At 65.7% G+C, this 21,795-nt stretch carries 13 protein-coding genes and 1 pseudogene; 7 read left to right on the plus strand and 7 right to left on the minus strand.

Annotated elements, in window-relative coordinates; translation table 11 throughout:
- Positions 1-638: class I SAM-dependent methyltransferase (locus A5906_RS38075; protein WP_245327128.1), on the plus strand; the 638-nt coding region annotated here is incomplete at its 5' end.
- 19 nt (positions 639-657) lie between these two features.
- On the opposite strand, the gene A5906_RS38080 is transcribed toward A5906_RS38075, so the two are convergent.
- Positions 658-2,072: L,D-transpeptidase (locus tag A5906_RS38080; RefSeq protein WP_245327129.1), on the minus strand; the 1,415-nt coding region annotated here is incomplete at its 5' end.
- A gap of 419 nt (positions 2,073-2,491) precedes the next feature.
- Entirely contained in the window at positions 2,492-3,928 is a 1,437-nt protein-coding gene (locus tag A5906_RS38085) for a lipopolysaccharide biosynthesis protein (RefSeq protein WP_080140233.1), read from the minus strand.
- Positions 3,929-4,190: 262 nt separating this feature from the next.
- On the opposite strand from A5906_RS38085, the gene A5906_RS38090 reads away from it, so the two are divergent.
- Together A5906_RS38090 and A5906_RS38095 are read left to right on the plus strand one after the other, a co-directional pair.
- Complete coding sequence (locus A5906_RS38090; protein ID WP_080140234.1) at positions 4,191-5,279, plus strand: glycosyltransferase; 1,089 nt, start codon at positions 4,191-4,193, stop codon at positions 5,277-5,279.
- Positions 5,276-6,343 carry an endo-1,4-beta-xylanase gene (locus A5906_RS38095; RefSeq protein ID WP_080140235.1) on the plus strand — a complete coding sequence of 356 codons (1,068 nt, stop codon included), beginning with the start codon at positions 5,276-5,278 and terminating at the stop codon, positions 6,341-6,343. Before A5906_RS38090 ends, A5906_RS38095 begins: the two co-directional genes overlap by 4 nt.
- Before the next feature lie 2 nt (positions 6,344-6,345).
- On the opposite strand, the gene A5906_RS38100 is transcribed toward A5906_RS38095, so the two are convergent.
- The 3 genes from A5906_RS38100 to A5906_RS38110 all read right to left on the minus strand — a co-directional run bounded on the left by A5906_RS38100 (position 6,346) and on the right by A5906_RS38110 (position 11,652).
- A complete protein-coding gene (locus A5906_RS38100; protein WP_080140236.1) occupies positions 6,346-7,296 on the minus strand; it encodes a DUF6492 family protein in 951 nt (316 codons plus the stop codon).
- Positions 7,297-7,390: 94 nt separating this feature from the next.
- Positions 7,391-8,185, minus strand: coding sequence for a protein-L-isoaspartate O-methyltransferase family protein (locus tag A5906_RS38105; RefSeq protein ID WP_080140237.1), 795 nt, complete (start codon positions 8,183-8,185; stop codon positions 7,391-7,393).
- Positions 8,182-11,652, minus strand: coding sequence for an ATP-binding protein (locus A5906_RS38110; protein WP_080140238.1), 3,471 nt, complete (start codon positions 11,650-11,652; stop codon positions 8,182-8,184). Before A5906_RS38110 ends, A5906_RS38105 begins: the two co-directional genes overlap by 4 nt.
- Before the next feature lie 135 nt (positions 11,653-11,787).
- On the opposite strand from A5906_RS38110, the gene A5906_RS38115 reads away from it, so the two are divergent.
- From A5906_RS38115 to A5906_RS38125, 4 genes and pseudogenes are all read left to right on the plus strand, one after another.
- Positions 11,788-18,231 carry a non-ribosomal peptide synthetase gene (locus A5906_RS38115; protein ID WP_080140239.1) on the plus strand — a complete coding sequence of 2,148 codons (6,444 nt, stop codon included), beginning with the start codon at positions 11,788-11,790 and terminating at the stop codon, positions 18,229-18,231.
- Between the two features lie 141 nt (positions 18,232-18,372).
- A complete protein-coding gene (locus A5906_RS43425; protein WP_165425301.1) occupies positions 18,373-18,543 on the plus strand; it encodes a hypothetical protein in 171 nt (56 codons plus the stop codon).
- Between the two features lie 245 nt (positions 18,544-18,788).
- The gene (locus tag A5906_RS38120; protein ID WP_080140240.1) at positions 18,789-19,520 is read left to right on the plus strand and encodes a 4'-phosphopantetheinyl transferase family protein; all 732 of its coding nucleotides are present in this window, start codon (positions 18,789-18,791) and stop codon (positions 19,518-19,520) included.
- Positions 19,517-20,477, plus strand: a pseudogene (locus A5906_RS38125) (LLM class flavin-dependent oxidoreductase). The gene A5906_RS38120 and the pseudogene A5906_RS38125 overlap by 4 nt, the downstream one beginning before the upstream one ends.
- Here the strand turns inward: A5906_RS38125 and A5906_RS38130 are convergent.
- Positions 20,474-21,313 carry an ABC transporter ATP-binding protein gene (locus A5906_RS38130; protein WP_080140241.1) on the minus strand — a complete coding sequence of 280 codons (840 nt, stop codon included), beginning with the start codon at positions 21,311-21,313 and terminating at the stop codon, positions 20,474-20,476. The pseudogene A5906_RS38125 and the gene A5906_RS38130 overlap by 4 nt on opposite strands.
- Positions 21,310-21,795: ABC transporter permease (locus A5906_RS45775; RefSeq protein ID WP_245327130.1), on the minus strand; the 486-nt coding region annotated here is incomplete at its 5' end. The genes A5906_RS45775 and A5906_RS38130, both read right to left, overlap by 4 nt.

Consider the following 21,795-nt stretch of genomic DNA (forward strand, 5'->3'; position numbering starts at 1 on the left):
CGGCGGCGCTACCAGCCGGCATCCGTTATGTTGCGACAGATCTCAATGAACCGATGCTCGCGGTCGCGGCGCAGCGCCAGGGCGAGGACCCGCGCATGAGCTGGCGCCAGGCGGACGCCACCGCCCTGCCCTTCGACGACGCCACGTTCGACGTGGTCTGCTGCCAGTTCGGCGTGATGTTCTTTCCGGATCGCGTCAAGGGTTACGCAGAGGCGAAGCGGGTGTTGCGGCCGAACGGCACCTTTGTGTTCAACGTCTGGGACCGTATCGAGGAGAACGTGTTCGCCGATGACGCGACACGCGTGCTCGGACAGGTTTTTCCCGACGATCCGCCCCGCTTCATGGCGCGCACGCCGCACGGCTATCACGACAAGGCCGTCATCAAGGCCGACCTGGAGCAAGCCGGTTTCCGCGACATTTCGATCGAAACGCTTGCCGCGGTGAGCCGCGCGCCCACGCCCGAATATGTGGCCTTCGCCTATTGCCAGGGAACGCCGCTGCGCAACGAGATCGAGGCCAGAGACGCGAGCAAGCTTCAGGCTGCGACGGACGCTCTTGCCGAGGAGATCCGGACCCGTCACGGACCCGGCCCCGTCGAAGCCAAAATTCAGGCGCTGGTGATCACCGCGCGGCCGTAATCGAAACTTTGTCGCAGCCTTACCACCAGCTTCGCTGAATCGGCTGCGTCGATTGATAGTACTGGTACTGGCCGCCGCGCTGGCGGCGCGGGTTGACCGGCTGCGCGTACGGATCGCGCTGCTGGAAGAAGAAGCCGAAGCCGTTGCCGCCATTGTCCCAGCCGTCGTCGCTGGCAACGTCCATCGGCGGAGCGGTCGGCTTGCGCGTGATGAAGCCCCCCTGGGGATGGTTGCTCAGCACTGCGACGAACTCGGTGCGGTAGTTGGTCTCGCTGCTCAGCGGCTCGTCCGAGATGATGATCGAGGAGCGTGGTAGCGCCGTCGGCCCGATGCGATCCCACACCTCCTGCGGGATGGTGATGCGGTCGAGCGCGTTCTTGGCATCGTCGCCGCTGTCGATCGTGACGACGCTCCAGCGCAGGCCCGTGTCGGTCTTCGCCATCGCCGTGAAGATATGCGTGCCGAGCGGCTGGTCGGGATTGCGGATCGTGACGGGAACCTCGATGCTGGTGTCGAACACCTCGCCGCCGCCGTCCGGCGCCGGCTTGTGCGTGTTCCGCCGCACATAGAGCTTCTGCGTCGCGCGGCTGATATAGACCGAGACCGGCTCCAGCGCGAGCTTGGCATCGGTCGCGGCCTTCACCGCGTCGGCCTTCTTCGCCGCGGCCACCTTCGCCGCCTCTTTCGTCGCGGCGACCGCGTCGCGCTTCGGCTGCGCGGCGGTCTTGGCGGCATCGAGCTGCGCCGTCGCATCGGCGGCCTTCGCGGCCGCCTTCTGCTTCAGCTCGTCGGCCTTGGCGCGGGCCTGATCGGTCTTTACATTGGCAAGCGTCTTGTCGGCGAAGGCGAGCTCGGCGTCGGCACGGGCCTTCTGCTGCTCGAGCTTGCGCAGCAATGCCGGCAGCGAGGCCGCCTCTTTCGCGGCAGCGGCCGCTGCCTTCTTGGTCTCGTCGGCGGCCCTTGTGGCTTCCTCGGCCTCGGCGGAGAGCTTGTCGATGCGGCCCGGCGCCGCCACGATGGCGTCGCGCTTCGGCACGAACAGCGAGGGATGGGTGAAATCGACCGGCGCCGCATCGTTCGGCGAGATGATCACCCGCATGCCGATGTTGGTTTTGTCGAACAGGCCCTCGGCAAAGCCGAAGGGCATGCGCACGCAGCCATGCGAGGCGGCATAGCCCGGCAGCGGCCCGCCATGCAGCGCAATACCGTTCCAGGTGATGCGCTGCATGTTCGGCATCCAGGCATCGTCATACATGGTCGAGTGGTGGTCCTTGTCCTTCTCGACGATGGCGAAGACGCCGGCCGGCGTTTCGCGTCCCGTGGTGCCGGTCGAGACCGGCGCGCGCAGGATCCAGCCGTCGGCATCATAGAAAGTGACCTGCTGGCTCTTGATCGACACGACGGCCATGATCGGCTCGCCCGCCTCGCGCGGCGNCCGCCTCGGCCGCCTGGCGGGCCTGCTTGGCTGCGGAGGCCGGGCCCAGCGTCGCGAATGCGACGATCGCCGCGAGCGTCACAACCCCGGGAGGCCCCCAACGCCGCATCGCCACGGTAGATTGCGCCGTTGTCATCAGGTTTTTCATGCCATCCTCGGTCGAAATGCCAGTCCGCGCGTGCCGGTCAAATATCAGTTTGCGATCTCTGAATTAAGAAATCACAGCCGCCATACGTTCCGTCTGTGGCGAGATTCGGCCCGCTCCGGCGCCAAATCTGTCATATACGACGGTCCGTACGGGCGGAAGGGCGGCTTGGGCCGTGGCAGGTCCGGAGCTGGCGGTCCACCGCTGCGGCAGAATGTCCGGGCTTGGCGGCGGAGCAGCTCACCAAACGTCAGGGCAGCCCGCGGCGGCAGGCTAGACGCCCAGCGCCTTCCGGTTGAAGCGCCGCAGGACACGGAGCGACAGGGTACGGACATTGGCGACATTGAGCAGCCAAGCCGCTGCCGCGTACGCGAGCCCACCGGCAAGGCTCACCATGGTCAGCGCCACGAAGCCAGTGCCATTGACCTGCGCGCGCGCGACCAGGATCGCGCCCGCCATCACGGCTGCGGAGACGGCCACACCGGCGAGGCGGCTCGCGTCGAACGGCACGGGATGGGCGCGGTGCATCAGCGCGACCGCGACGACGAAACCGATCGCCTCGGTCGCGAGCGTCGCCAGCGCGGCACCATGGATCCCGTAGCCCGCCACTAACGCGAACATCAGCGTCACGCTCACCACCAGCGTGAGGAAGGACTGCGCCGCCAGCATGAAGGGCCGCTCGGCGAGCTGAAAGCTGATCTGGACATAGAACTGGTTGGCGATGCCGAACAAGCGGGCGAGCACCAGGATCGGCAGCAATGCCGACACGCCGGCACGGAAATCCGCGCCCACCAGCGTGCCTGCAACCTGGTCGGCTGCGAGCGCCAGCCAGATCGCGACGGGAGCGACGACGACGAGCAGCAGCTCGAGGCTCTCCGTCAACCGCTCGCGCGTCGTCTCGTTGTTGTTCTCCGACAGAGACCGGAACACCAGAGGCACGGTGGCCGCAGCGACGCTGGACGCGATCATCACCATGAACTGGCGCGGCAGGTCGGCGGCGACGCCGAAGATGCCGGCGGCGTCCTTGCCGAGCAGATAAGCGACGATGAGACGGTCGCAGCTCGAGTACAGCGCGACCGAAAGTCCGGCCAGCGTCAGCGGCAGGCCGTAGCGCGCAAGCTGCACGAACTGGCTGCGCTGGAAGCGCGCGATCTTGGTGCGGTCGCCGACGAGATTGAGAATGATGCCGGCGAGCGAGCCGAGGCCGAACGCGGCGAGCAGGCCCAGGCCGCCCCAGCCGAGCCAGATTGCCGCGAGGCCGAAGCCGACGCTCGCAACGCTGCGCACGATCGAGATCGCGGCGAAACGATAAGGACGCAGCCTGGCGCGCTCGAACTCCTGGCCGACATCGACCGCGTTGGCCATGACCGCGACGAACATGCTGGCGAGCAGCAGCTCGGCGCTGACGTCGCTGCGGAACAGGAACACCAGCGGCGTGGTGGCGCAGAGCACCGCGACCGTCAGGCCAAAAGCGACCATCGCCGTGCCGCGAAAGTCCACCTCCGCCGACATCGCCTGATAGCGCGACACCGACAGCTTGATCCAGGCAAAGAAGATCGCGCCGAGAATGCCGGCAAGGCTGATGCCGACGACATAGACGCCGTACTCCGCCGGGCTCAGGAGCCGCGTGTAGGCCGTGACCGCGAAGAAGCCCACCGCCGCCGGCAGGATGTAGGCGACGAGATAAATGGAGAAATGGCGGTTCAGCATGCGAGCACGGGACCGGCGGCGTCTCGAGGATTAACGGAGCGTTAAAACACTTGGCCTTTGCTGCGGCATCCGCACTGCGCCGCCAGCGCCGGTCAGGATAGCCGCTTAAGCCTGCAAATCGGATCGCGAATGAAACGTGTCAGCGGTTATCGCGCGTTAGCGTTAAGTTTGCCCTGTCCTTGTGGGGACCGGCGGGATCACGGAAAAGAAGCAATGATATCAAAAGGTCGCCCGATCCTTCCGATGCGTGGACGTGACTGACATGGACGTTGCCGAACGAACACGGGCGCAGCCGGCCTCCTCGCCGCGTAGCGGCACCGACGCTCCGCTGGTTCCGGCGGATTTCGGGACGCAGGGGCGCGACAGGATGGTCCTCAACCTCTTTTTCGAAGAGCGGGACGACCGCTGGCTTCCCGGCGACCGCCACATCCGGCCGCTGCTGCGGCGGCTGGTCAAGGGCGAGTCCTTCATCAGCGGGCAGCGGCGCGTGCTTCTCAATCTGTGCGCGGGCCTCGACCGGCTCGGTATCCGCTATCGCATCAACGACTATCGCTACATTCGGAAGCATCCGGAGGAACTCGCCTGCATCATCGGGCGGACGTTCGTGCTCGACTGGTTCAAGTGGAAGAATCCGCTGCTGCTCGGCGTCGCCATGTATGATCACCCGGTCGATGCTCCGGAGCACCTGAAGGACCTGCAGGTGAAGCGCGTGCTGGTGCCGTGCAAATGGTACGCCGACATGTTCCGCCCGCACTGGCCCCATGTCGACGCCTGGCCCGTCGGCATCGACACCGACCTGTGGACGCCGACACCGGCGGACCACAAGAGCGTGGACGTGCTGCTCTATGACAAGGTTCGCTGGGATTACGAACGATATGCGGCCGAGCTGATCGAACCGATCCGCCGACATCTCGAGGCCAGCGGCCGTACGGTCGAGGTGATCCGCTACGGTCACTACAAGGAAGACGACTACAAGGCGGCACTGGCGCGTTGCCGCAGCATGATCTTCCTGTGCGAGCACGAGAGCCAGGGCATCGCATGCCAGCAGGCGCTGTCGAGCGGCGTTCCCGTCTTTGCGTGGGATCGCGGCGGGCCGTGGCAGGATCCGAAGTATTTTCCGCACAAGGTGAGATACGAAGGCGGCGTCTCGTCCGTGCCGTATTTCGACGCACGCTGCGGCATGACGTTCAACGATGCGGCCGGCTTCATCTCCACGTGGGACGAGTTCTGGTCGCATGTCGGCGCCGCCGACTTCGCGCCGCGCGACTATGTGACCGAGAACCTGACGCTCGAGAAGGGCGCGCTTCACTATTACGAGATCGCAGAAGCCGTGATGCAGAACCACGCGTGACCAGGCTCGACAGACGCCAATTTCTCCTCGGCAGCGCCGCAACGCTTGCGGCGGGCGCCTCCGCATCAGCATTGCCGGCCTCGAAGCTCGCCCAGCGACGTCAGGGCTTTGGCGCGGCGGCCACGCTCTGGGACCTGCAGGCCGATCCCAGGCTCGGCGAGGCCATCAGCACCTATTGCACTCAGGTGGTTCCGGTGCTCGAGCTGAAATGGCCGATGCTGCGGCCGGACGCCCACACCTTTGCCTTCGAGCGCGCCGATGCGATCCTGGACTTCGCGCGGGCGAACGATCTGACGATGCGCGGACACACCCTCGCCTGGTATCACGACATTCCGGACTGGACCAAGCAGATCAAGGATGCCAAGGGCATCGAGCGCGCCTATCTCGACCACATCGGCACCGTCGTGTCCTACTACAAGGACAAGCTGACGTCGTGGGATGTCGTCAACGAGCCGATCCCGGACAATCCAAAGGGGATCGCCGACCGGCGCGATACGTTCTGGACGCAGCATCTCGGCAAGAACTGGATTCCGCTGGCGTTCCGCACGGCGGCCGCAGCCGATCCATACGTGAAGCTCGCCATCAACGAATACGACATCGAGTCCGCCAGGGATTCTTTCATTGCGAAGCGCGCGGCCTATCGCAACCTCATCATGGAGCTGCTCGACCAGGGCATTCCGCTGCACGCGGTGGGACTGCAATCGCATCTGCATGCCGAGCTCGAGATCGACACGCATGGCCTTGCCGAATTCGTCACCGAGCTGCGCTCCTGGGGGCTCGAGGTGCTCGTCACCGAGCTCGACGTCGACGATCAGAAGCTGACGGGTAGTCCCGGCGAGCGCGATGCGATCGTCGCCAAGCGGGTCGACGATCTGCTGACGGCCGTCTCGGCCAGCGGCCCGGTGCGCTCGATCCTGACCTGGGGCCTCTCGGATCGCTACAGCTGGATCAACGGCACTTTCGCCCGCAAGGACAAGCAGCCGAACCGCCCCTTGCCGCTCGACGGCGAGTTCAAGCCGAAGCCGTTCATGGACGTCATCAGCAAGTTCACGAAGGACGTTTGATTCTAGCGCGCCTTCGGCGCCTCGAACGTTTGTGTGTCCCCGATCTGATCAGGAGCCAGGGCCGGACTGCGTCTGTCAGCCGAGCTCAGCCTGAAGACGTCGCGGATGTCCTCGATCGAGGTCGACGAATAGGACTGGATGCAGAGCGCGACCTGCCCGGGGGAAGCTACGCGCATCATCGCTTCGATGGCCGGACGGTCGAGGCGCGTGTCGTCCCAGTGCGACACCGCGATGCTGTCTTCCGTCACCCGATGGGCGGCCAGATGCTTCGGCGAACTGGCGACGAAGTTTCCGTAAAGCAGATACTCGGAAAACTTCTTCTTCCGGCACAGTGCCAGAGCCCAGCTCAGGCCCGTTGCCGACTTGATGGCATCCGTCATCGCGCGCGCCGTATCCTTGTCCCAGACCAGCGCGTTGCCGACATAGTCGTCGGCCGGGAACGAGCGCTGCTCGACACCGAGAAGCCGATCGACGGTGCGCAGCCACAGCACATGCAGGGGGTGCTCGGCATCGATCCCCTTGCGCGTGACGAAGAGCGGCGTCTTCTCGCCGCCGGCGTACCGGCCGACGTCGAATTCGCGGAAGAACAGATTGTCCGAATCCAGAATGCAGACGCGCTGCTCGGGCGCATTGAGGACGCCGGCGATCTTCAGGATCTGCTGGATGTGCCAGCCGTGCACGGGCGACGACAGCAGCGACAGCCAGACGCGTCGTTTGCTGATGAACTGGAGCGCCGGCGGCAGCGCGAACAGCCATTTCGGCAAGTACCGCGAGGCCGGAACGATGACGCGCTTGTCGGACCCGAACCGCGCGAACAGCGGCACGTCCTCATCGTTAACGAAAACATAATGCCGCGTGTATCCCGTCAGCCAGGTGTCGATGCTCTCGCAGAGCAGCGAAAAGCGCTCGATATCCTTGGCATAGCTCGCAGTCAGCAGGGCAACGGAATGCATGGGCGCGCTCGAATGGCCATCAGGCTGCACTCATAGCCGCACTGCGAGATGCTGGAAACTCACAAGCGGAATCAAGGTAAAATGAAACGAAGAATTAGCCATCCGACGGCAGCCCCTGATCGAGCCTGCGGAAGCGCAGCGGCGCGAGGGCAGAGGCGCGCTGCCACCAATCGGCGACGCGGTCGTCGAGCGCGGTCATGCCGCGGCCCTGGCCGGGGAAGATCCGGATCGGCTGCACCGCCTCGGCCTCGAAGCCCTTCGGCCGCCGCGTGATCTTGATCACCGCGCCTTCGCGGTCGCGCTGGGTCAGCGGCACCAGGAGGCGCCCGCGCGGACGCAGCGATTGCAGCCAGAGCGGATGCGGATGCGGGAAGCCGGCATGGATGATGATCACATCGGCGACTTCATCGATCAGCTCGCGCCCATTACGATGCACCACTTCGACATTGGCATAGGCATGAAGGAAGCTCGCAGCGCGGGATGCCAGACGCTCGTCGCATTCGATCGCTTGCACGCGCCCCTTGGGGCCGACCATCTTCGACAGTATCGCGGAGAAATAGCCTAGACCGCAGCCGATCTGCAGGACACGGTCGTTCTCCTTGATGTCGAGCACGTCGATGAAATGCGCCCAGAGGCTCGGCAGGCCGGTGTCGAGCTTGCGGCGCGCGTCGATCGCGACCAGCACATTGTCATAGAGATGAACGGGATCGGCATCCGGCGTCAACCGATAGCTGCGCGCCGCCTCGCTCTTGATACGCCAAGGGCCCCTGGCGAGAAAATCCTCGCGCGGAACGGCAGCGAGCGCGTCGAGCAGACGCTTTGAGAAAATCCTCTCACGCTTTGCAATCATCGCGACGTAGCGGGCACGCGCGGCGGCAAGATCGCTCATCTCGCCGCATCGGCCTGTTCACGAACCGGCGCGTCCGTATCGAGCTCCTTGACCAGTTGCATCGCCTGCTTCAGGTCCGGCGTGTAAAAACCCTCGCTGAACTTGTTGACGATCGGCACGAGCAGCAGACGTGCGTGCTCACGCCTGCCGGCCTGGTGCCACAGGCGCGCCAGGCTGACGGCGGAGCGAAGCTCCCAGGACAACGCACCCTGCTTGCGCGCGATCTCCAACGACTGGCCGAACAGATCCTCGGCCTCCTGCACCGAAGCCGGATCGCCATCCGACAGCGTGATCTCGCCTTGCAGGCGATAGACTTCGGCGAGGTAGGAATGATCGCCCGTCCGCCGCGCGGTCGCGAGCGCGCCGTCCAGCGCGCGCAAGGCGGCCTCGCGCATCCCGACCTTGGCATACGCCTCCGCCAGCAGGCAGCGGAACCAGCACCCGGCGAGCCAGGAATCCATCGCCTCATATTCATCGAGGCCGAAGCGCATCTGGCTGAGACCTTCGTCGGCCTCGCCGAGCTGCGTCAGCGCCCAACCGCGCAGAATCGCGGCCTGCTGCTTCCAGTGCAGGAAATTGTGCTCGGTCGCGATGATCATGGCGCGGTTGGCGTGATCGCGCGTGCCCTCGACGTCGCGCAAATGCTGGCAGAGATAGGCGCCGAACACGAGCGCGAAGGCGAGCGTGAAAGGATGTCGGATCTTCTCGGCATTGGCGATCGCCTGCTCGCTGTGCTGGCGCGCTGCGTCGGGCCGGCCGAGGAACCAGAGCAGATAGCCGAGATAGGACAGCGAGACGACACCGGGATCGGTGCCGTGGCGCTCCATCAGATCGGAATGCAGATCGGCGCTGTAGAGGTTGATGCAGCGATGCAGATGATGCTGCGAGGCGGCAAAACGGCCGCGGTAGAGCATGGTCATCGCGATCGAGCGGTGCGCCTCGATCAGATAGCCGGTCTGCTGCGCCGGTTGCGACCGCTGGTTCAGCCGCTCGCGTTTGGCGAATTTCAACAGCTCGACGCTGAGATCGTGCGCGCGGCTGAGATCGGCGCGGATGAAATGGCAGACCCAGAGACCGCGGGTCGCAGCGAAGGCCTTCTCGTCGTCGCCGAGCTGCTGGCCGAGCTCGAGCGCGCGGATGTAGTTCTCCTCGACTTCCTGCACCGCATAGCCCTTGGCGGCGATCAGCGCGTTGCCAAGCGCGATACGCAGCTCGAGCTCCATCTCGTCGGCCCCCTGCATGCGCGCATTGGCCTGCACGACGTTCAAGCCCCGGCGCAGATGGCCGATAGCCTCCAGATTGGCGCCGCTCCTGGCCGCCTGCTTGCCGGCCTTGAGCCAGAAGCTGGCGGCGCCCTCGCTCTGGCCTGATTCGGTGAGGTGATGGGCCAAGAGCTCCGGCTCGCGATCGGTCTTCTCCGGATACATCTCGCCAAGCACCTGCGCGATGCGCGCATGCAGCTTGCGGCGCTCGCTGTGCAACAGGCTCGCATGCGCGGCGTTCTGGATCATCACGTGCTTGAAGGAGTAGAGCGCATCCGGCGGATGACCACGCCGCATGACCAGCCCGGCCTCCTCCAGATGGTTGAGCGCGGCCTCGATCTGTTCCGCCGGAGTGTTGGCGACGGCCTGAAGCGTCTCGTAGGAGAACTCGCGGCCGATGGTGGCGCCGATCTGCGCGATCCGCTTGAATGGGCCCATCCGATCGAGCCGCGCCATCAGCGAATCCGTCAACGTTGCGGGGATCGCCAGCTGCCGCCACGGGCCCGACAGCACGTAGCGCCCATGCCGCTCGGTCAGGAGATTGGATTCCAGAACGGTCTTGGTGAGCTCTTCCAGAAACAGCGGCACGCCGTCGGTCTTGACGATGATCTCCTCGACGACCTCCTTGGGCAGCTCCCTGCCGGCGACACGCTCGACCAGCGTCGTGCGCAGCTGCCGGCTCAGGCGGTTGAGCACCAGCGTGGTGATATGCGAATGCGCGTTCCAGCTCGGCTGGAACTCGGAGCGCGCGGTGATGATGACCAGGATCGGCCGGTTCTGCACCCGGTCGACGAGCAGGTCGATCACCTCGCGGGAGGTCGGGTCGATCCAGTGCAGATCCTCGAACGCGATCACCAGCGGCATCTCGCGCGCCAGGCCGAGGAAGTGACTGACCAGCGCCGTGACGGTGGCATCCTTCTGCTGCTGCGGCGACAGCTCGAGCGGCGGATAGCGGCCCCCGGTCGGGATCGACAACAACGCGGCGAATAGGGGCGCGACCTGCTCGACGTCGCCATGCGCGGCGGCGATCGCCGTCTCCAGGCTCGCCAGCGACAGCGCGGAGGCATCCTCGCGGTCGAGGCCGAGGGCGAATTTGAGCTGTTCGGCGAACGGATAGAGAGCTGTCGAGGTGTAGTAGGGCGAGCACTGGAACGAGACCTGCGCATGCCGGTCGCCCGATATCCGCTCGAAGATTTCCTGGATGATGCGCGACTTGCCGATGCCGGGCTCGCCGAACTTGACCACGACCTGGCCGTCGCCATCCTTGGCCTGCTGCCAGCGGCCCATCAACAGCGCGATCTCCTCCTCGCGGTTGACGAGCGGCGTCAGCCGCGCGCCCATCGCCGCGGCGAAGCGGGTCTCCACCCGCGTGGCGCGCACGACGTGCCAGGCCTGCGCCTTCTCCGCGATGCCCTTCAGCGCATGGACGCCGAGATTGCGGTAGTCGAACTTGCCCTTCAGCAGTGACTGTGTCGAGGCGGAGATCACGACGCCGTTGGGCGGTGCCAGCGCTTGCAAGCGCGCCGCGAGATTGACGGTTTCCCCGACCGCGGAGTCGCGCTCTTCGGTGCCTTGCCCGACGAGATCGCCGACCACCGCGAGACCGGTCGCGATGCCGATGCGGACAGCGGGCGAATGGCTGAGTGCACCGCGCGGCTCGATCGCGCGCGCGGTCGACAGCACCCGCACGATCTCGAGCCCCGCGCGCACCGCGCGCTCGGCATCGTCCTCATGTGCGGTCGGATAGCCGAAATAGACCAGGATGCCGTCGCCGACGAAACGGGCGGCAAAACCCTCGTAGTGCCTGACCACGCGGACGCAGGTTTCGCGGAAGCTCGCGATCATGTCGCGCACGTCTTCCGGATCGAACTGCACCGAGAGCGAGGTGGAATCGACCATGTCGCAGAACATGGTGGTGAGCTGGCGCCGTTCGGCACCAACCTCCGCCCGGGCCTGCGGGCGTGGCGCCGCGGCCGGCGGTTGCGCCGTTTCAGCCTGGAACAGCGCCGCCATGGCCCGCTGGAGCCGCTTGCGATCGCCAAGCGGCAATCCGAGCTCGACCAGATCGGATTCGGTGAGATCCGTCATGACGTCGAGATCGAGGCGGTGCTGCGCGAAGAGATCGGAATAGTGACCGAGACCGATGCCCTCGAGCCAGCGCTTCAGCCCGCCTTCGGTTGCCGTGCTTGGCTCATTCTCCAGCATGGTGATTCTGCCCGACCATCATTCCGTCGAAGGGCTTTGGGCCCCTCAACCACAGATTTTGGGGGCCGAACTTCACCTCAGACTGGACGCGTTCTCTAACTCTTGAGAAGAATAGCTCAATCGGATCAAAAGGGAATGGCATTGTCGGACATTGCATCCGGAGCGGGATCGGTCGGCGCGGGCCTCGAAACCAAGATCTTTTCCCATGTCGGCGGCGTTCTCGACTTCTACGCCCGCAGGATTCCTGCGGCGCCCGCCCTGCTGGCCCCTGGCCGGCCGGCCCTCAGCTACGGCGCGCTGGGCGAACGGATACAGGATCTCGTGCGCATGCTGCGCGGGCTCGGCATCGCGCCAACGGACCGGATCGCCGTCGCGCTGCCGCGCGGCGCCGACAGCGCGCTGGCTCTGATCGCGGTCGCCTCGAGCTGTGCCTGCATCCCCGTCAATCCCGATCTGACGGCCGACGAGCTGCAACGCTATTTCAGCGAATTGAAGCTGACGGCGCTCGTCACCCGAGCCGACATCAACTCACCCAGTCGTGATGTCGCCAAGGCGCTCGATATTGCGGTGATCGATTTCGCGCCGGGGCCGAGAGACGATCTCGGCGGCTGCACGTTCATGGGCACGACCGTCGGGCCGGCCAACACGAGCGGCGCCTCGCGCGGCGACGACGATGCGTTCATTTTGCTGACGTCGGGCACGGCGGCGCGGCCGAAGATGGTGCCGCTGACGCATCGCAACGTGTGCCTCTCCGCCTATAATGCCGGCCACGTGCTGTCGCTCACGTCCCATGATCGCCTGCTCAACGTCCTGCCGCTGTTTCACGCCCATGGCTTGATCTCCGGGCTTCTGACCGCGCTCGCCGCGGGCTCCAGCGTGATCTGCACTGACGGCTTCGACGCCCTGTCCTTCTTCGGCTGGATGCGGGAGCTGCAACCAACCTGGTACACGGCGGTGCCGACCATCCATCGCGCGCTGCTGACGGCGGCGGAAGCGAACCCCGACCGCGTACGGGCCTCATCACTGCGCGTGATCCGCTCCGCCTCGGCCTCGCTCGCCCCCGCGATCCTTGCCGGACTGGAGGCGACATTCGGCGTTCCCGTGCTCGAGACCTACGGCATGACGGAAGCGGCCTCGCAGATCGCGGCCAATTCGTTCGAGCTGCGCAAGGTCGGATCGGTCGGCCGCGCCGCCGGGCCCGAGATCGCGATCATGGACGAAGCTGGCCGTGCGCTCGCGCGCGGCGAGCACGGCGAGATCATGCTGCGCGGGGCGAACATGACCCGTGGCTACTATAATGACGAGGCGGCGACGCAGGCCGCGTTCCGCAACGGCTGGTTCCGGACCGGCGATCTCGGCTATCTCGACGCAGACGGTTATCTCTTCATCGTCGGCCGCATCAAGGACGTCATCAACCGCGGTGGACAGAAGGTCTCGCCGCTCGAGGTCGAAGACGTGCTGCTCGGCCATCCGGCGGTGCTGGAGGCGGGCGTGTTCGCCGTCCCGCACCCCAAGCTCGGCGAGAATGTCGCCGCCGTCGTGGTGCTGCGGCCGAATTCCGAGGCGACTTCGGACCAGCTGCGCCAGTTCGCGCGGAAGCGTCTCGCGGCCTACAAGGTGCCGAGCCTGATCCGCAGCGTGGCGGCGCTGCCGAAGGGCGCCAGCGGCAAGGTCAAGCGCAACGCGCTGGCCGGGTTGATCGCGGAGTCGGCGGATGCCGGCGAGACGCGCCTGCCGCGCAATGCGCTGGAGACGCAGCTCGCCGCGATCTGGGCCGGCTTGCTGGAGCTGCCGCAGGTCGGCATCGACCAGGACGTGTTCGCGCTCGGCGCAGACTCGCTCGCGGTGACGCAGATGCGCTCGCGCCTGCGCGAACGCTTCAACGTCAATTTCTCGTTCGAGGACATTTTTGATTGTGCGACGGTGGCAGCGCTTGCGGCCCGGCTGGAGACCGCAGCAAGCCATCGCGACGCGGCGCTGCCGGCCTGGCGCCAGGCCGCGGTGCCGGCAGCGGACTCGCCGCTGTCGTTCCAGCAGCAGCGGATGTACTTGCTCTCGCGGCTCGATCCGACACGCTACAATTACAATGTCGTCGAGATCGCAATGCTCAAAGGCCCGGTCGACGTTGCCGCGCTTTCTGCAAGCCTCACCGCGATCTGCGTGCGCCACGAGGCGCTACGCTCGGTCTTCATCGAACGGCAGGGCGAGCCGGCGCAGCGCGTGCTGCAAACCCCGCCGCGGTTCGATCGGATCAAGCTCAAGCCGTGCCCTGCGGACAAGCGGGTGACCATCATCCGGCGTGAGGCGCTCAAGCTCGCGCAACACAAATTCGATCTGGCGCAAGAGGCGCCGCTGAGAGTCACACTGCTGTCGTTCGACAAGACGAACCACGCGCTGGTGGTCAACGTCCATCACCTCGTCACCGACGGCTGGTCGCAGCGGCTGTTCTGGGAGGAGCTCGCCGCCCACTATGCCGCGGCACACAGGAAGGGCCTGGCGGCGCTGCCCTCGCCCACCTTCCAGTATCGCGACTTCGCGCTCTGGCAACGGAGCTGGGCGGAGACGCCAGCGGCCAAGGAGCAGCTCGACTACTGGCGGGCGCAGCTCGACGGCGTCACCACACTGCCGCTGCGGACCGACCGGCCACGGCCGGAGATCTGGAGCGGTCTTGGCGCCCGTCACTATTTCGAGTTTTCCGCGCCCCTCTCGGGCGACGTCCGCGCGCTGAGCCAGGCCCAGGGCGTCACGCCCTTCATGACCCTGCTCGCAGTCTTTCAGTGCCTGTTGTTCCGCCACACCTCGCACGAGGACGTCGCGACGGGATCGCTGATCGCCAACCGCAACCAGATCGAGAGCGAGCGCCTGATCGGGCTGTTCGCCAACACCCTGATCCTGCGAAACGATTTTGGCGGCGATCCGAGCTTCGGCGAAATGTTGCGGCGGGTACGGCAGGTCACCCTGGACGCCTATCGCAACCAGGATCTCGCGATCGAGGAGGTGCTGCGCGCACTGCAGGTCGCGCGACGGACGGACGGCAATCCGCTGTTCCGGATCATGTTCATCCTCCAGAACGCTTCGATCGAGGCGGCACGCTTCCCAGGCCTGTCGACCCGGCGGCTGGAAGTGGACCCGAAGGTCGCGCGCTTCGACATCACGCTCGAACTGGTCGAGGCCAACGGGCGCTTCACCGGCTTCTTCGAATACGCGACGGATCTGTTCGACGCGGTAACGATCGAAAGCATGGCGGCGCAGTTCAAGACGCTGCTCAAGGCCGTCATCGCCGATCCGGAACAGCGCATCTCGCGCCTGCCGCTGCTGACCAGGGCCGAACGCCGGCAGCTGCTTGCGAAAGGCCACGGCGCGCCGGCCAACTTCGCCGCGCTCGGCAATCTCAGCGAACGCTTCGAGCGCCAGGCGAAGAAGACGCCGAACGCGATCGCGGTGTCCGGGAGAGGCGCATCGCTGAGCTATCGCGAGCTGGCGCGCCGCAGCCAGGCGATCGCGCGCTGGCTCCTGCGCGAGGGCGCAGGGCCCGAGACCGTGGTCGCCCTGCTCGCCGATCGCGGCCCCGATCTGCTCGCCGCCATGATCGCGGTGCAGCGCGTGGGCGCGGCGTTCCTGAACCTGGATCCGGACCAGCCGACAGCGCGGCTGGCGACGATCCTCGGATCGAGCTGCGCCCGCGTGCTCCTGACCGGGCGCGCCCAATCCGGCATGGTCGAGGCGCTGCTCGAACCGCTGGTCGAGCGCATCCAGGTGGCCGAACTCGACGACACCGTCGCGCCAGGGGCGACCAAGGCGGCTCGCGCCGTGCGGCGCGCAGCCTCGAGCCTTGCCTATCTCATCTATACGTCCGGCTCTTCCGGCGCGCCGAAGGGTGTCATGATCGAGCAGCGCGGCCTGTCGAACCATCTGGCGTCTCTGATTGCCGAGCTGAAGCTGTCGGCCAGGGACGTGGTCGCGCAGACCGCGCCGCAGAGTTTTGTCATTTCTGTCTGGCAGTTCCTCGCAGGCCCCATGGTCGGCGCGCGCGTCCACATCTGTAATAGCGCGACCGTGCAGGACCCGATCCTGCTCGCGCGGGAGATCGAACGCGAGCGCATCACGGTGCTCGAGATCGTACCCTCCCTGCTCCGTGTGATCCTCGATCGCATGGACGAGACGCAAGTCCGGCGTGCCTTCGCGAAGTTACGGATCCTGATCTCGACCGGCGAGCCGCTGCCGGTTGATCTCTGCCGCGCCTGGTTCGGCCGTTGCCCGAAAGTGCCGCTGATCAATGCCTATGGCGCCTCGGAATGTGCCGACGACGTGTCGCTGCATCGTCTGACCAGGGCGCCGGCGATCGCGACGGGCAACGTTCCGGTCGGCGCGCCGCTGCCGAACACCCAGCTCTACGTGCTCGACGCCAACCTCCAACCGCAGCCGGTCGGCGTGACCGGCGAGCTTTGCATCGGCGGCGCCGGAATCGGCCGGGGTTATGTCAACGATCCCGCGCAGAGCCGGCAGCGCTTCCTGCCCGATCCGTTTTCGCGCCAGGCAGGCTCCCGGCTGTACCGGACCGGCGACCTCGCCCGCCGCCGCACCGACGGCACGATCGAATGCCTCGGCCGCGCCGACCATCAGGTCAAGGTCCGCGGCTACCGCATCGAGCTCAAGGAGATCGAGAACGCGCTTGGCGATCATCCTGACGTGCGCACCGGAATCGTCGAACCGCGCCGCGAGGCGAGCGGCGATGTCAGGCTGATCGCCCATATCGTCGCGAGGCCCGGCAGCCGGGTCAGCGCCAGCGATCTGCGCGAATTCCTGAAGGGCCGGCTGCCCGGTCATGCCATCCCGTCCGCCTATCTGTTCCTGGATCGGGTTCCACTCAACGCCCACGGCAAGGTTGATCGGACCGCCCTGCTGGCGCCCACACAGCAGGAAACCTCCGCGCCGGATGCAGCCGTGCCGGCACGGCGTTTCACCGAAAAGGTCCTCTCCGACATCTGGATCGACCTGCTCAAAGTCGAGAGCCTCGGTGTCACCGACAATTTCTTCGACCTCGGCGGCCATTCGCTGCTGGCGGGCCAGGCGATGGCGCGCGTCGCCCGCGCGCTCGGCGTGTCGCTGCCGATCAAGACCATCTTCGAGGCGCCGACGGTCGAGGAGCTGGCCCGTCGGGTCGACGAGGCCGTAGCAGCGAAACCGCACAGGCCTGCCGCAAGCGCGTCGAGGCCGATCGAAAGCGGCCCGCCAACGCTGTCGATCGCGCAGGAGCAGATGATTCGCATCGAACAGAACCTGCCGGGACTGCCGCTGTTCAATCTGCCGTTCGCCTTCCGGCTCGATGGCCCGCTCGATCCCGACATCCTCGCGCAAGCGTTCGGCGACATCGTGCGCCGTCACGAATCGCTGCGGACCGGCTTCGGCTGGAACGGCGAGGAGCCCGTCAGCCGTATCGCCACCCCGAGCGAGCTCGGGCCCGTCCTCACCGTCGAGGTTATCGGCGACGGTCGGGCGCACAACAACAAGCGGCGCAAGGCGCTCGAACTGCGAAAGATCGATCTGCTGATCGAGCAGGAGGCCTATACCCCGTTCGACATCGCGCGGCCGCCATTATTGCGGGCGCGGCTGTTGCGGCTGCATGCGGACGACCACGTGCTACTGCTGACGCTGCATCATGCCATTGCCGACGGCTGGTCGATCGGCGTGCTGTTCGAGGAATTGTCCAGCCGCTTTGCGGCGCTGGGCGGTCGCCCCGCGGCGCCGCTCCTGAGGCCGCCGCCGGCCTTTTCGGATGTTGCACGCTGGCAGCGCTGGTGGTGCGGCACCGACGCCGCCCGCCGCCAGGCCGCCGACTGGACGGAGAATCTGCGCGGCGCGGCCCCGATCTTCGACGGCGAGGCGGACCCCGGCGCGTCCACCGGGCACCATCCGATCGGGTTCGAGCCCGATCTGATTGCGCGACTCACCGCGTTCGCCGGTCAGCACAACGGCACGCTGTTCATGTGCCTGCTGACCGGGCTGAAGGCCGTGCTGCTGGCGCGGACCGGCCGCACCGACATCTCGGTCGCCACCGCCATGGCCAATCGCGCCCAGCCGGACACCGACCGGATCGTCGGCCCGTTCGAGAACACAGTGATCGTCCGCACGACAATCACGCAGGAACTGTCGTTCGCGCAGGCCCTGAGCCGGGTACGCCACAGCGTGCTCGATGCGCATGCGCGGCAGGAGCTGCCGTTCAACATGCTGGCCGACCATCTGGAGCGGGAGGGGATCGACCCGGCCGCGCTGCTCCAGGTCTATTTCACGCTGCAGAATCCGTTGCGCCAGCCGCTCGATCTGCCGGAGATTGCGGTGCAATCGATCGGAAACGTCGCGCGCGAGGGCCAGCCGGTGCTGCCGATCGACCAGACCTGGCTGTCGCTGATGCTGAAGGAGCGCCCGACCGGAATCGCCGGTTCATGCAACTACAAGCGCAAGCTGCTCGACGGCGGTACGGTCCAAGCTTGGATGGCGGATCTCGTCGCGCTGCTGGAGGCGGCCGTCGACCAACCCGGCACACGACTCGGCCAATTGCTCGCGCGCAAGGCGGCATGACCGGCCGTACACGAGGGCGAATACAGGTTCACTCGTCAAAGCTGTGCATGGGCGAGTTGCATCTTGATTCTTTGGCGCCACCGCGCAAGATTATTCTCGCGATTTGATTTGGACGATTATTTTTAACCGGGGGAGTGCGTTATGGGTTTCATCAAATTTACCAAGGGCACCTCGTTGAGCAATAAGGACCGCAAGGCCCTGCAAAAACTGCTGACCGACGAGAAGAAGAAGCTCCAATCCGCGCTGAAGGACGTCGACGCCAGCCTTTCGATGCTGGGCGGATCGAAGAAGAAGGCCAAGAAGAAAAAGTAAGACTAGTCGGCAGGGACGCCGCACGAATCTTCAGGCTTCATTTTCGGCCTCCGGTTTTGAAATTGGGCGGCTCGCTCGTCGAGTTGGGGTCTCGCACAAGCTTGCGCCTGTAAACCGGCCTGCAAATCGACAAGAATTTGCCTGGGTGGATCGCTAAGACCGGTCTGCTTGGTTGATTCTTGCTCAGTTGATTCTTCCGTCAGAGCCGGGGATGTAGCCTCTGCCTGACGCCAAAGGCCCAATTGATGGCAGACGACAGAATTGAACTGTTTGTCGGACTGATCGCGACCATTGACGCGCCGGGCGCAGCCGATGCGTGCCGACGGCTGCTCTCGGTCGACGAACGGATCCGCGCCGACCGCTTCAAGTTCGAGCGGCATCGGCGGCAATATATTTTCGCGCATGCCATGCTGCGCCTGGCGCTATCCCAGGTCGCGCCAAATGTCGCTCCCACCGACTGGTCCTTCGGGGCTGGCCGCTATGGACGGCCGTTTGTTGCATCGCCCAAGACCTCGACCGCGCTGCATTTCAGCCTGTCCCACGCCGACGGCTGCGTTGCCTGCGTCGTATCCGGGCACGAGGCGGTCGGCGTCGACGTCGAAACCGTGTCACGGAGTGTCGCCCCGCTCTCCACCGCGGATCGCTTCTTTGCGCCGGAGGAGGTCGAAACGCTGCGCAGGCTGCCGGAGCCGGCGGCGATCGAGCGCTTCTTCGACTATTGGACGCTCAAGGAGGCCTATCTGAAGGCCAAGGGCTTCGGGCTCAACCTGCCGCTCGACGCCTTCGCGATGCAGGTCTCGCGCGAGGCCATCGAGATCAGATTCAAGCCTGATATCGCCGATGATCCCTCGGGATGGCGCTTCTCGCTGTGCTCGCCCTCTCCCTCGCATCGCCTTGCGATCGCCGACGGCTCGCGCGCCGTCGGCGGCCTTCCCATCACTCGCAATGCCTGGCCGCTCCAGGAAGCGGCTGAATGACGACCTCGCGGCTGCGCGTCTTTCCCGCGATCTCGCGCAACCGCGATCCCAAGCAATATGTCGGTGAACTGATGCGGGTGGCGGAGCGAAGGCATCTTGCTGTTCGAAGGCAACGACGTGTTCGTCGAGCCCTGGGCCATGGCCCAGCACATCATGGCGAAGACGACGCGGAGTTCGCCGCTGATCGCCCTCAACCCGGTCTACATGCATCCGTTCACGGCGGCGAAATTCGTCTCGTCGCTCGCGCAGCTCTATGGGCGCAAGATCTATCTCAACATGATCACGGGAACCGCGGTCAGCGACCTGCAGGGCCTCGGCGACGATCAATCCCATGCCGACCGCTATGTCAGGCTCGGCGAGTTCGTGGCGCTGATGCGCCAGTTGCTCTCGAGCCCGCGGCCGGTGACCATCGAGGGCCGGTTCTACCGCGCGAGCAACCTGCAGCTTTGTCCGCGCCTGCCGGCGGAGCTGATGCCGGAATTCTTGATCGCCGGCCAATCGGACGCAGCGCAGCGCGTGGCGAAAGAGACGAGCTGCATCAAGATGCAAATGCTGCCGCCCGATCTCGATTGCGGCCTCGACGTATCAGGCATGAATTTTGGAGTTTTCGCGCGCGACAGCCGCGAGGAAGCGCGCCGTGCGGCGAAGGCCCGCTTCCGCGACAACGCCGATGACCGTGAGTTGCTCGCGCTCACCGTCGAGAACAGCGACTCCGTGTGGAAGCGGCGGCTATATGAGTGGCAAAGCGGCGAGCTCTTGGAGAACGGCTACTGGCTGCTGCCGTTCCTGACCTTCCAGGCCGATTGCCCCTATCTCGTCGGCAGCTACGAGGAGATCGGCGCGAAGCTGAAGGCGTTCGCGGCAAAGGGCCTGACCACGATCATGCTCGACATGGTCGCCGACGAGACCGAGATGCAGCACGTCTGCAAGGCGCTGGCGGCGAGCGGGGTGTTTTAGGATGCCACGCCGAGCGGGCTGAGCCGCGCCAGCGGCTCGGATCCTTCCGGCCGCCGCAGAAGCTGCATGACCTGCCGCTTCAGGCGCACGAATTCGGGTTCAGTCAGGAGCTCGTGGTTTCGCGGTCGTGCAAAGGGCAGCACGATATCCTCGATCACCCGACCGGGCCTCGCGCTCATCACGACGATGCGGTCCGCGAGGAATAGCGCCTCGTCGATATCGTGGGTGACGAAGACCGTGGTGGTTGGAATTTTACTCCAGATGTCGAGCAGGACCTCCTGCATCATGCCGCGCGTCTGCGCATCAAGCGCGCTGAAGGGCTCGTCCATCAGCAGCACCCGCGGCTGATTGATCAGAACCCGCGCAATTTCGACGCGCTGCTGCATTCCGCCCGAGAGTTGCGCAGGATAGAACGCCTCGAATCCGGACAGGCCGACCAGCTTCAGGATCGCGTCGGCAGCGCGGTCGCGCTCTCTCCTCGCAAGGCCGCGCATCTTCGGGCCAAAGGCGACATTGTCGCGAACACGCTTCCAGGGAAACAGCGTGTGCTGCTGAAACACCATGCCGCGATCGGGGCTCGGACCCTGGATATTCTGCCCGTCGAGCATGAGCCGGCCAGCCGTGACCGGCAGATGCCCGGCCAGCGCACCTAGCAGCGTCGACTTGCCGCAGCCGGAGGGGCCAAGGATGCAGACGAACTCGCCCGGCGCGATCGCGAACCCGAGCCCCCTCACCGTCTCGAACGCATCGTCTCCCTCGCCAAGAGAAATCGAGACATCGGCAATGTCGATATGGCCGACGCTGCTCGTGCCGATATCCGCGACCCGGATGTTCATCGTGCCACCTTCGGGTTGCGCCAGGGCATCAGAAGCCGGCCGGCCGTCGTCAGCAGCCAGCTCGATCCCATGCCGAGCAGGCCGATGATCAGCATGCCGACGATGATGTCGGCATAATTCTGGAGCGTGTAGGCCTCCCAGGTGTAGTAGCCGATACCGAACTGGCCCGAGATCATCTCGGCGGTGACGAGGCAGAACCACGAGGTACCCATGCCGATCGCCAGGCCCGTGACGATGCCGGGCGCGGCATCCGGCAGCACCACCTCCGTCAGGATCGAAAACTCGCCCGCACCCAGGCTGCGGGCGGAGGCAACCAGCCGGCGGTCGACATTTGCAACGCCGTGGACCGTATTGAGCACGATCGGAAACAGCGCACCGATGAAGGTGATGTAGATCATCGAGAGCTCTGACGACGGGAAGACCAGAATCGACAGCGGTATCCATGCCACCGCCGGAATCGGCCGCAGCAATTCGAGCGGCGG

This window comes from Bradyrhizobium sacchari, from assembly GCF_002068095.1.
Lineage (GTDB): Bacteria > Pseudomonadota > Alphaproteobacteria > Rhizobiales > Xanthobacteraceae > Bradyrhizobium > Bradyrhizobium sacchari.

What these genes read in the sequence shown, in the direction of transcription:
- A5906_RS38085 (WP_080140233.1), bottom strand. Translation starts at nt 3,928, where the DNA reads ATGCTGAACCGCCATTTCTCCATTTATCTCGTCGCCTACATCCTGCCG.
- A5906_RS38090 (WP_080140234.1), top strand. Translation starts at nt 4,191, where the DNA reads ATGGACGTTGCCGAACGAACACGGGCGCAGCCGGCCTCCTCGCCGCGT.
- A5906_RS38100 (WP_080140236.1), bottom strand. Translation starts at nt 7,296, where the DNA reads ATGCATTCCGTTGCCCTGCTGACTGCGAGCTATGCCAAGGATATCGAG.
- A5906_RS38105 (WP_080140237.1), bottom strand. Translation starts at nt 8,185, where the DNA reads ATGAGCGATCTTGCCGCCGCGCGTGCCCGCTACGTCGCGATGATTGCA.
- A5906_RS38110 (WP_080140238.1), bottom strand. Translation starts at nt 11,652, where the DNA reads ATGCTGGAGAATGAGCCAAGCACGGCAACCGAAGGCGGGCTGAAGCGC.
- A5906_RS38115 (WP_080140239.1), top strand. Translation starts at nt 11,788, where the DNA reads ATGGCATTGTCGGACATTGCATCCGGAGCGGGATCGGTCGGCGCGGGC.
- A5906_RS43425 (WP_165425301.1), top strand. Translation starts at nt 18,373, where the DNA reads ATGGGTTTCATCAAATTTACCAAGGGCACCTCGTTGAGCAATAAGGAC.
- A5906_RS38120 (WP_080140240.1), top strand. Translation starts at nt 18,789, where the DNA reads ATGGCAGACGACAGAATTGAACTGTTTGTCGGACTGATCGCGACCATT.
- A5906_RS38130 (WP_080140241.1), bottom strand. Translation starts at nt 21,313, where the DNA reads ATGAACATCCGGGTCGCGGATATCGGCACGAGCAGCGTCGGCCATATC.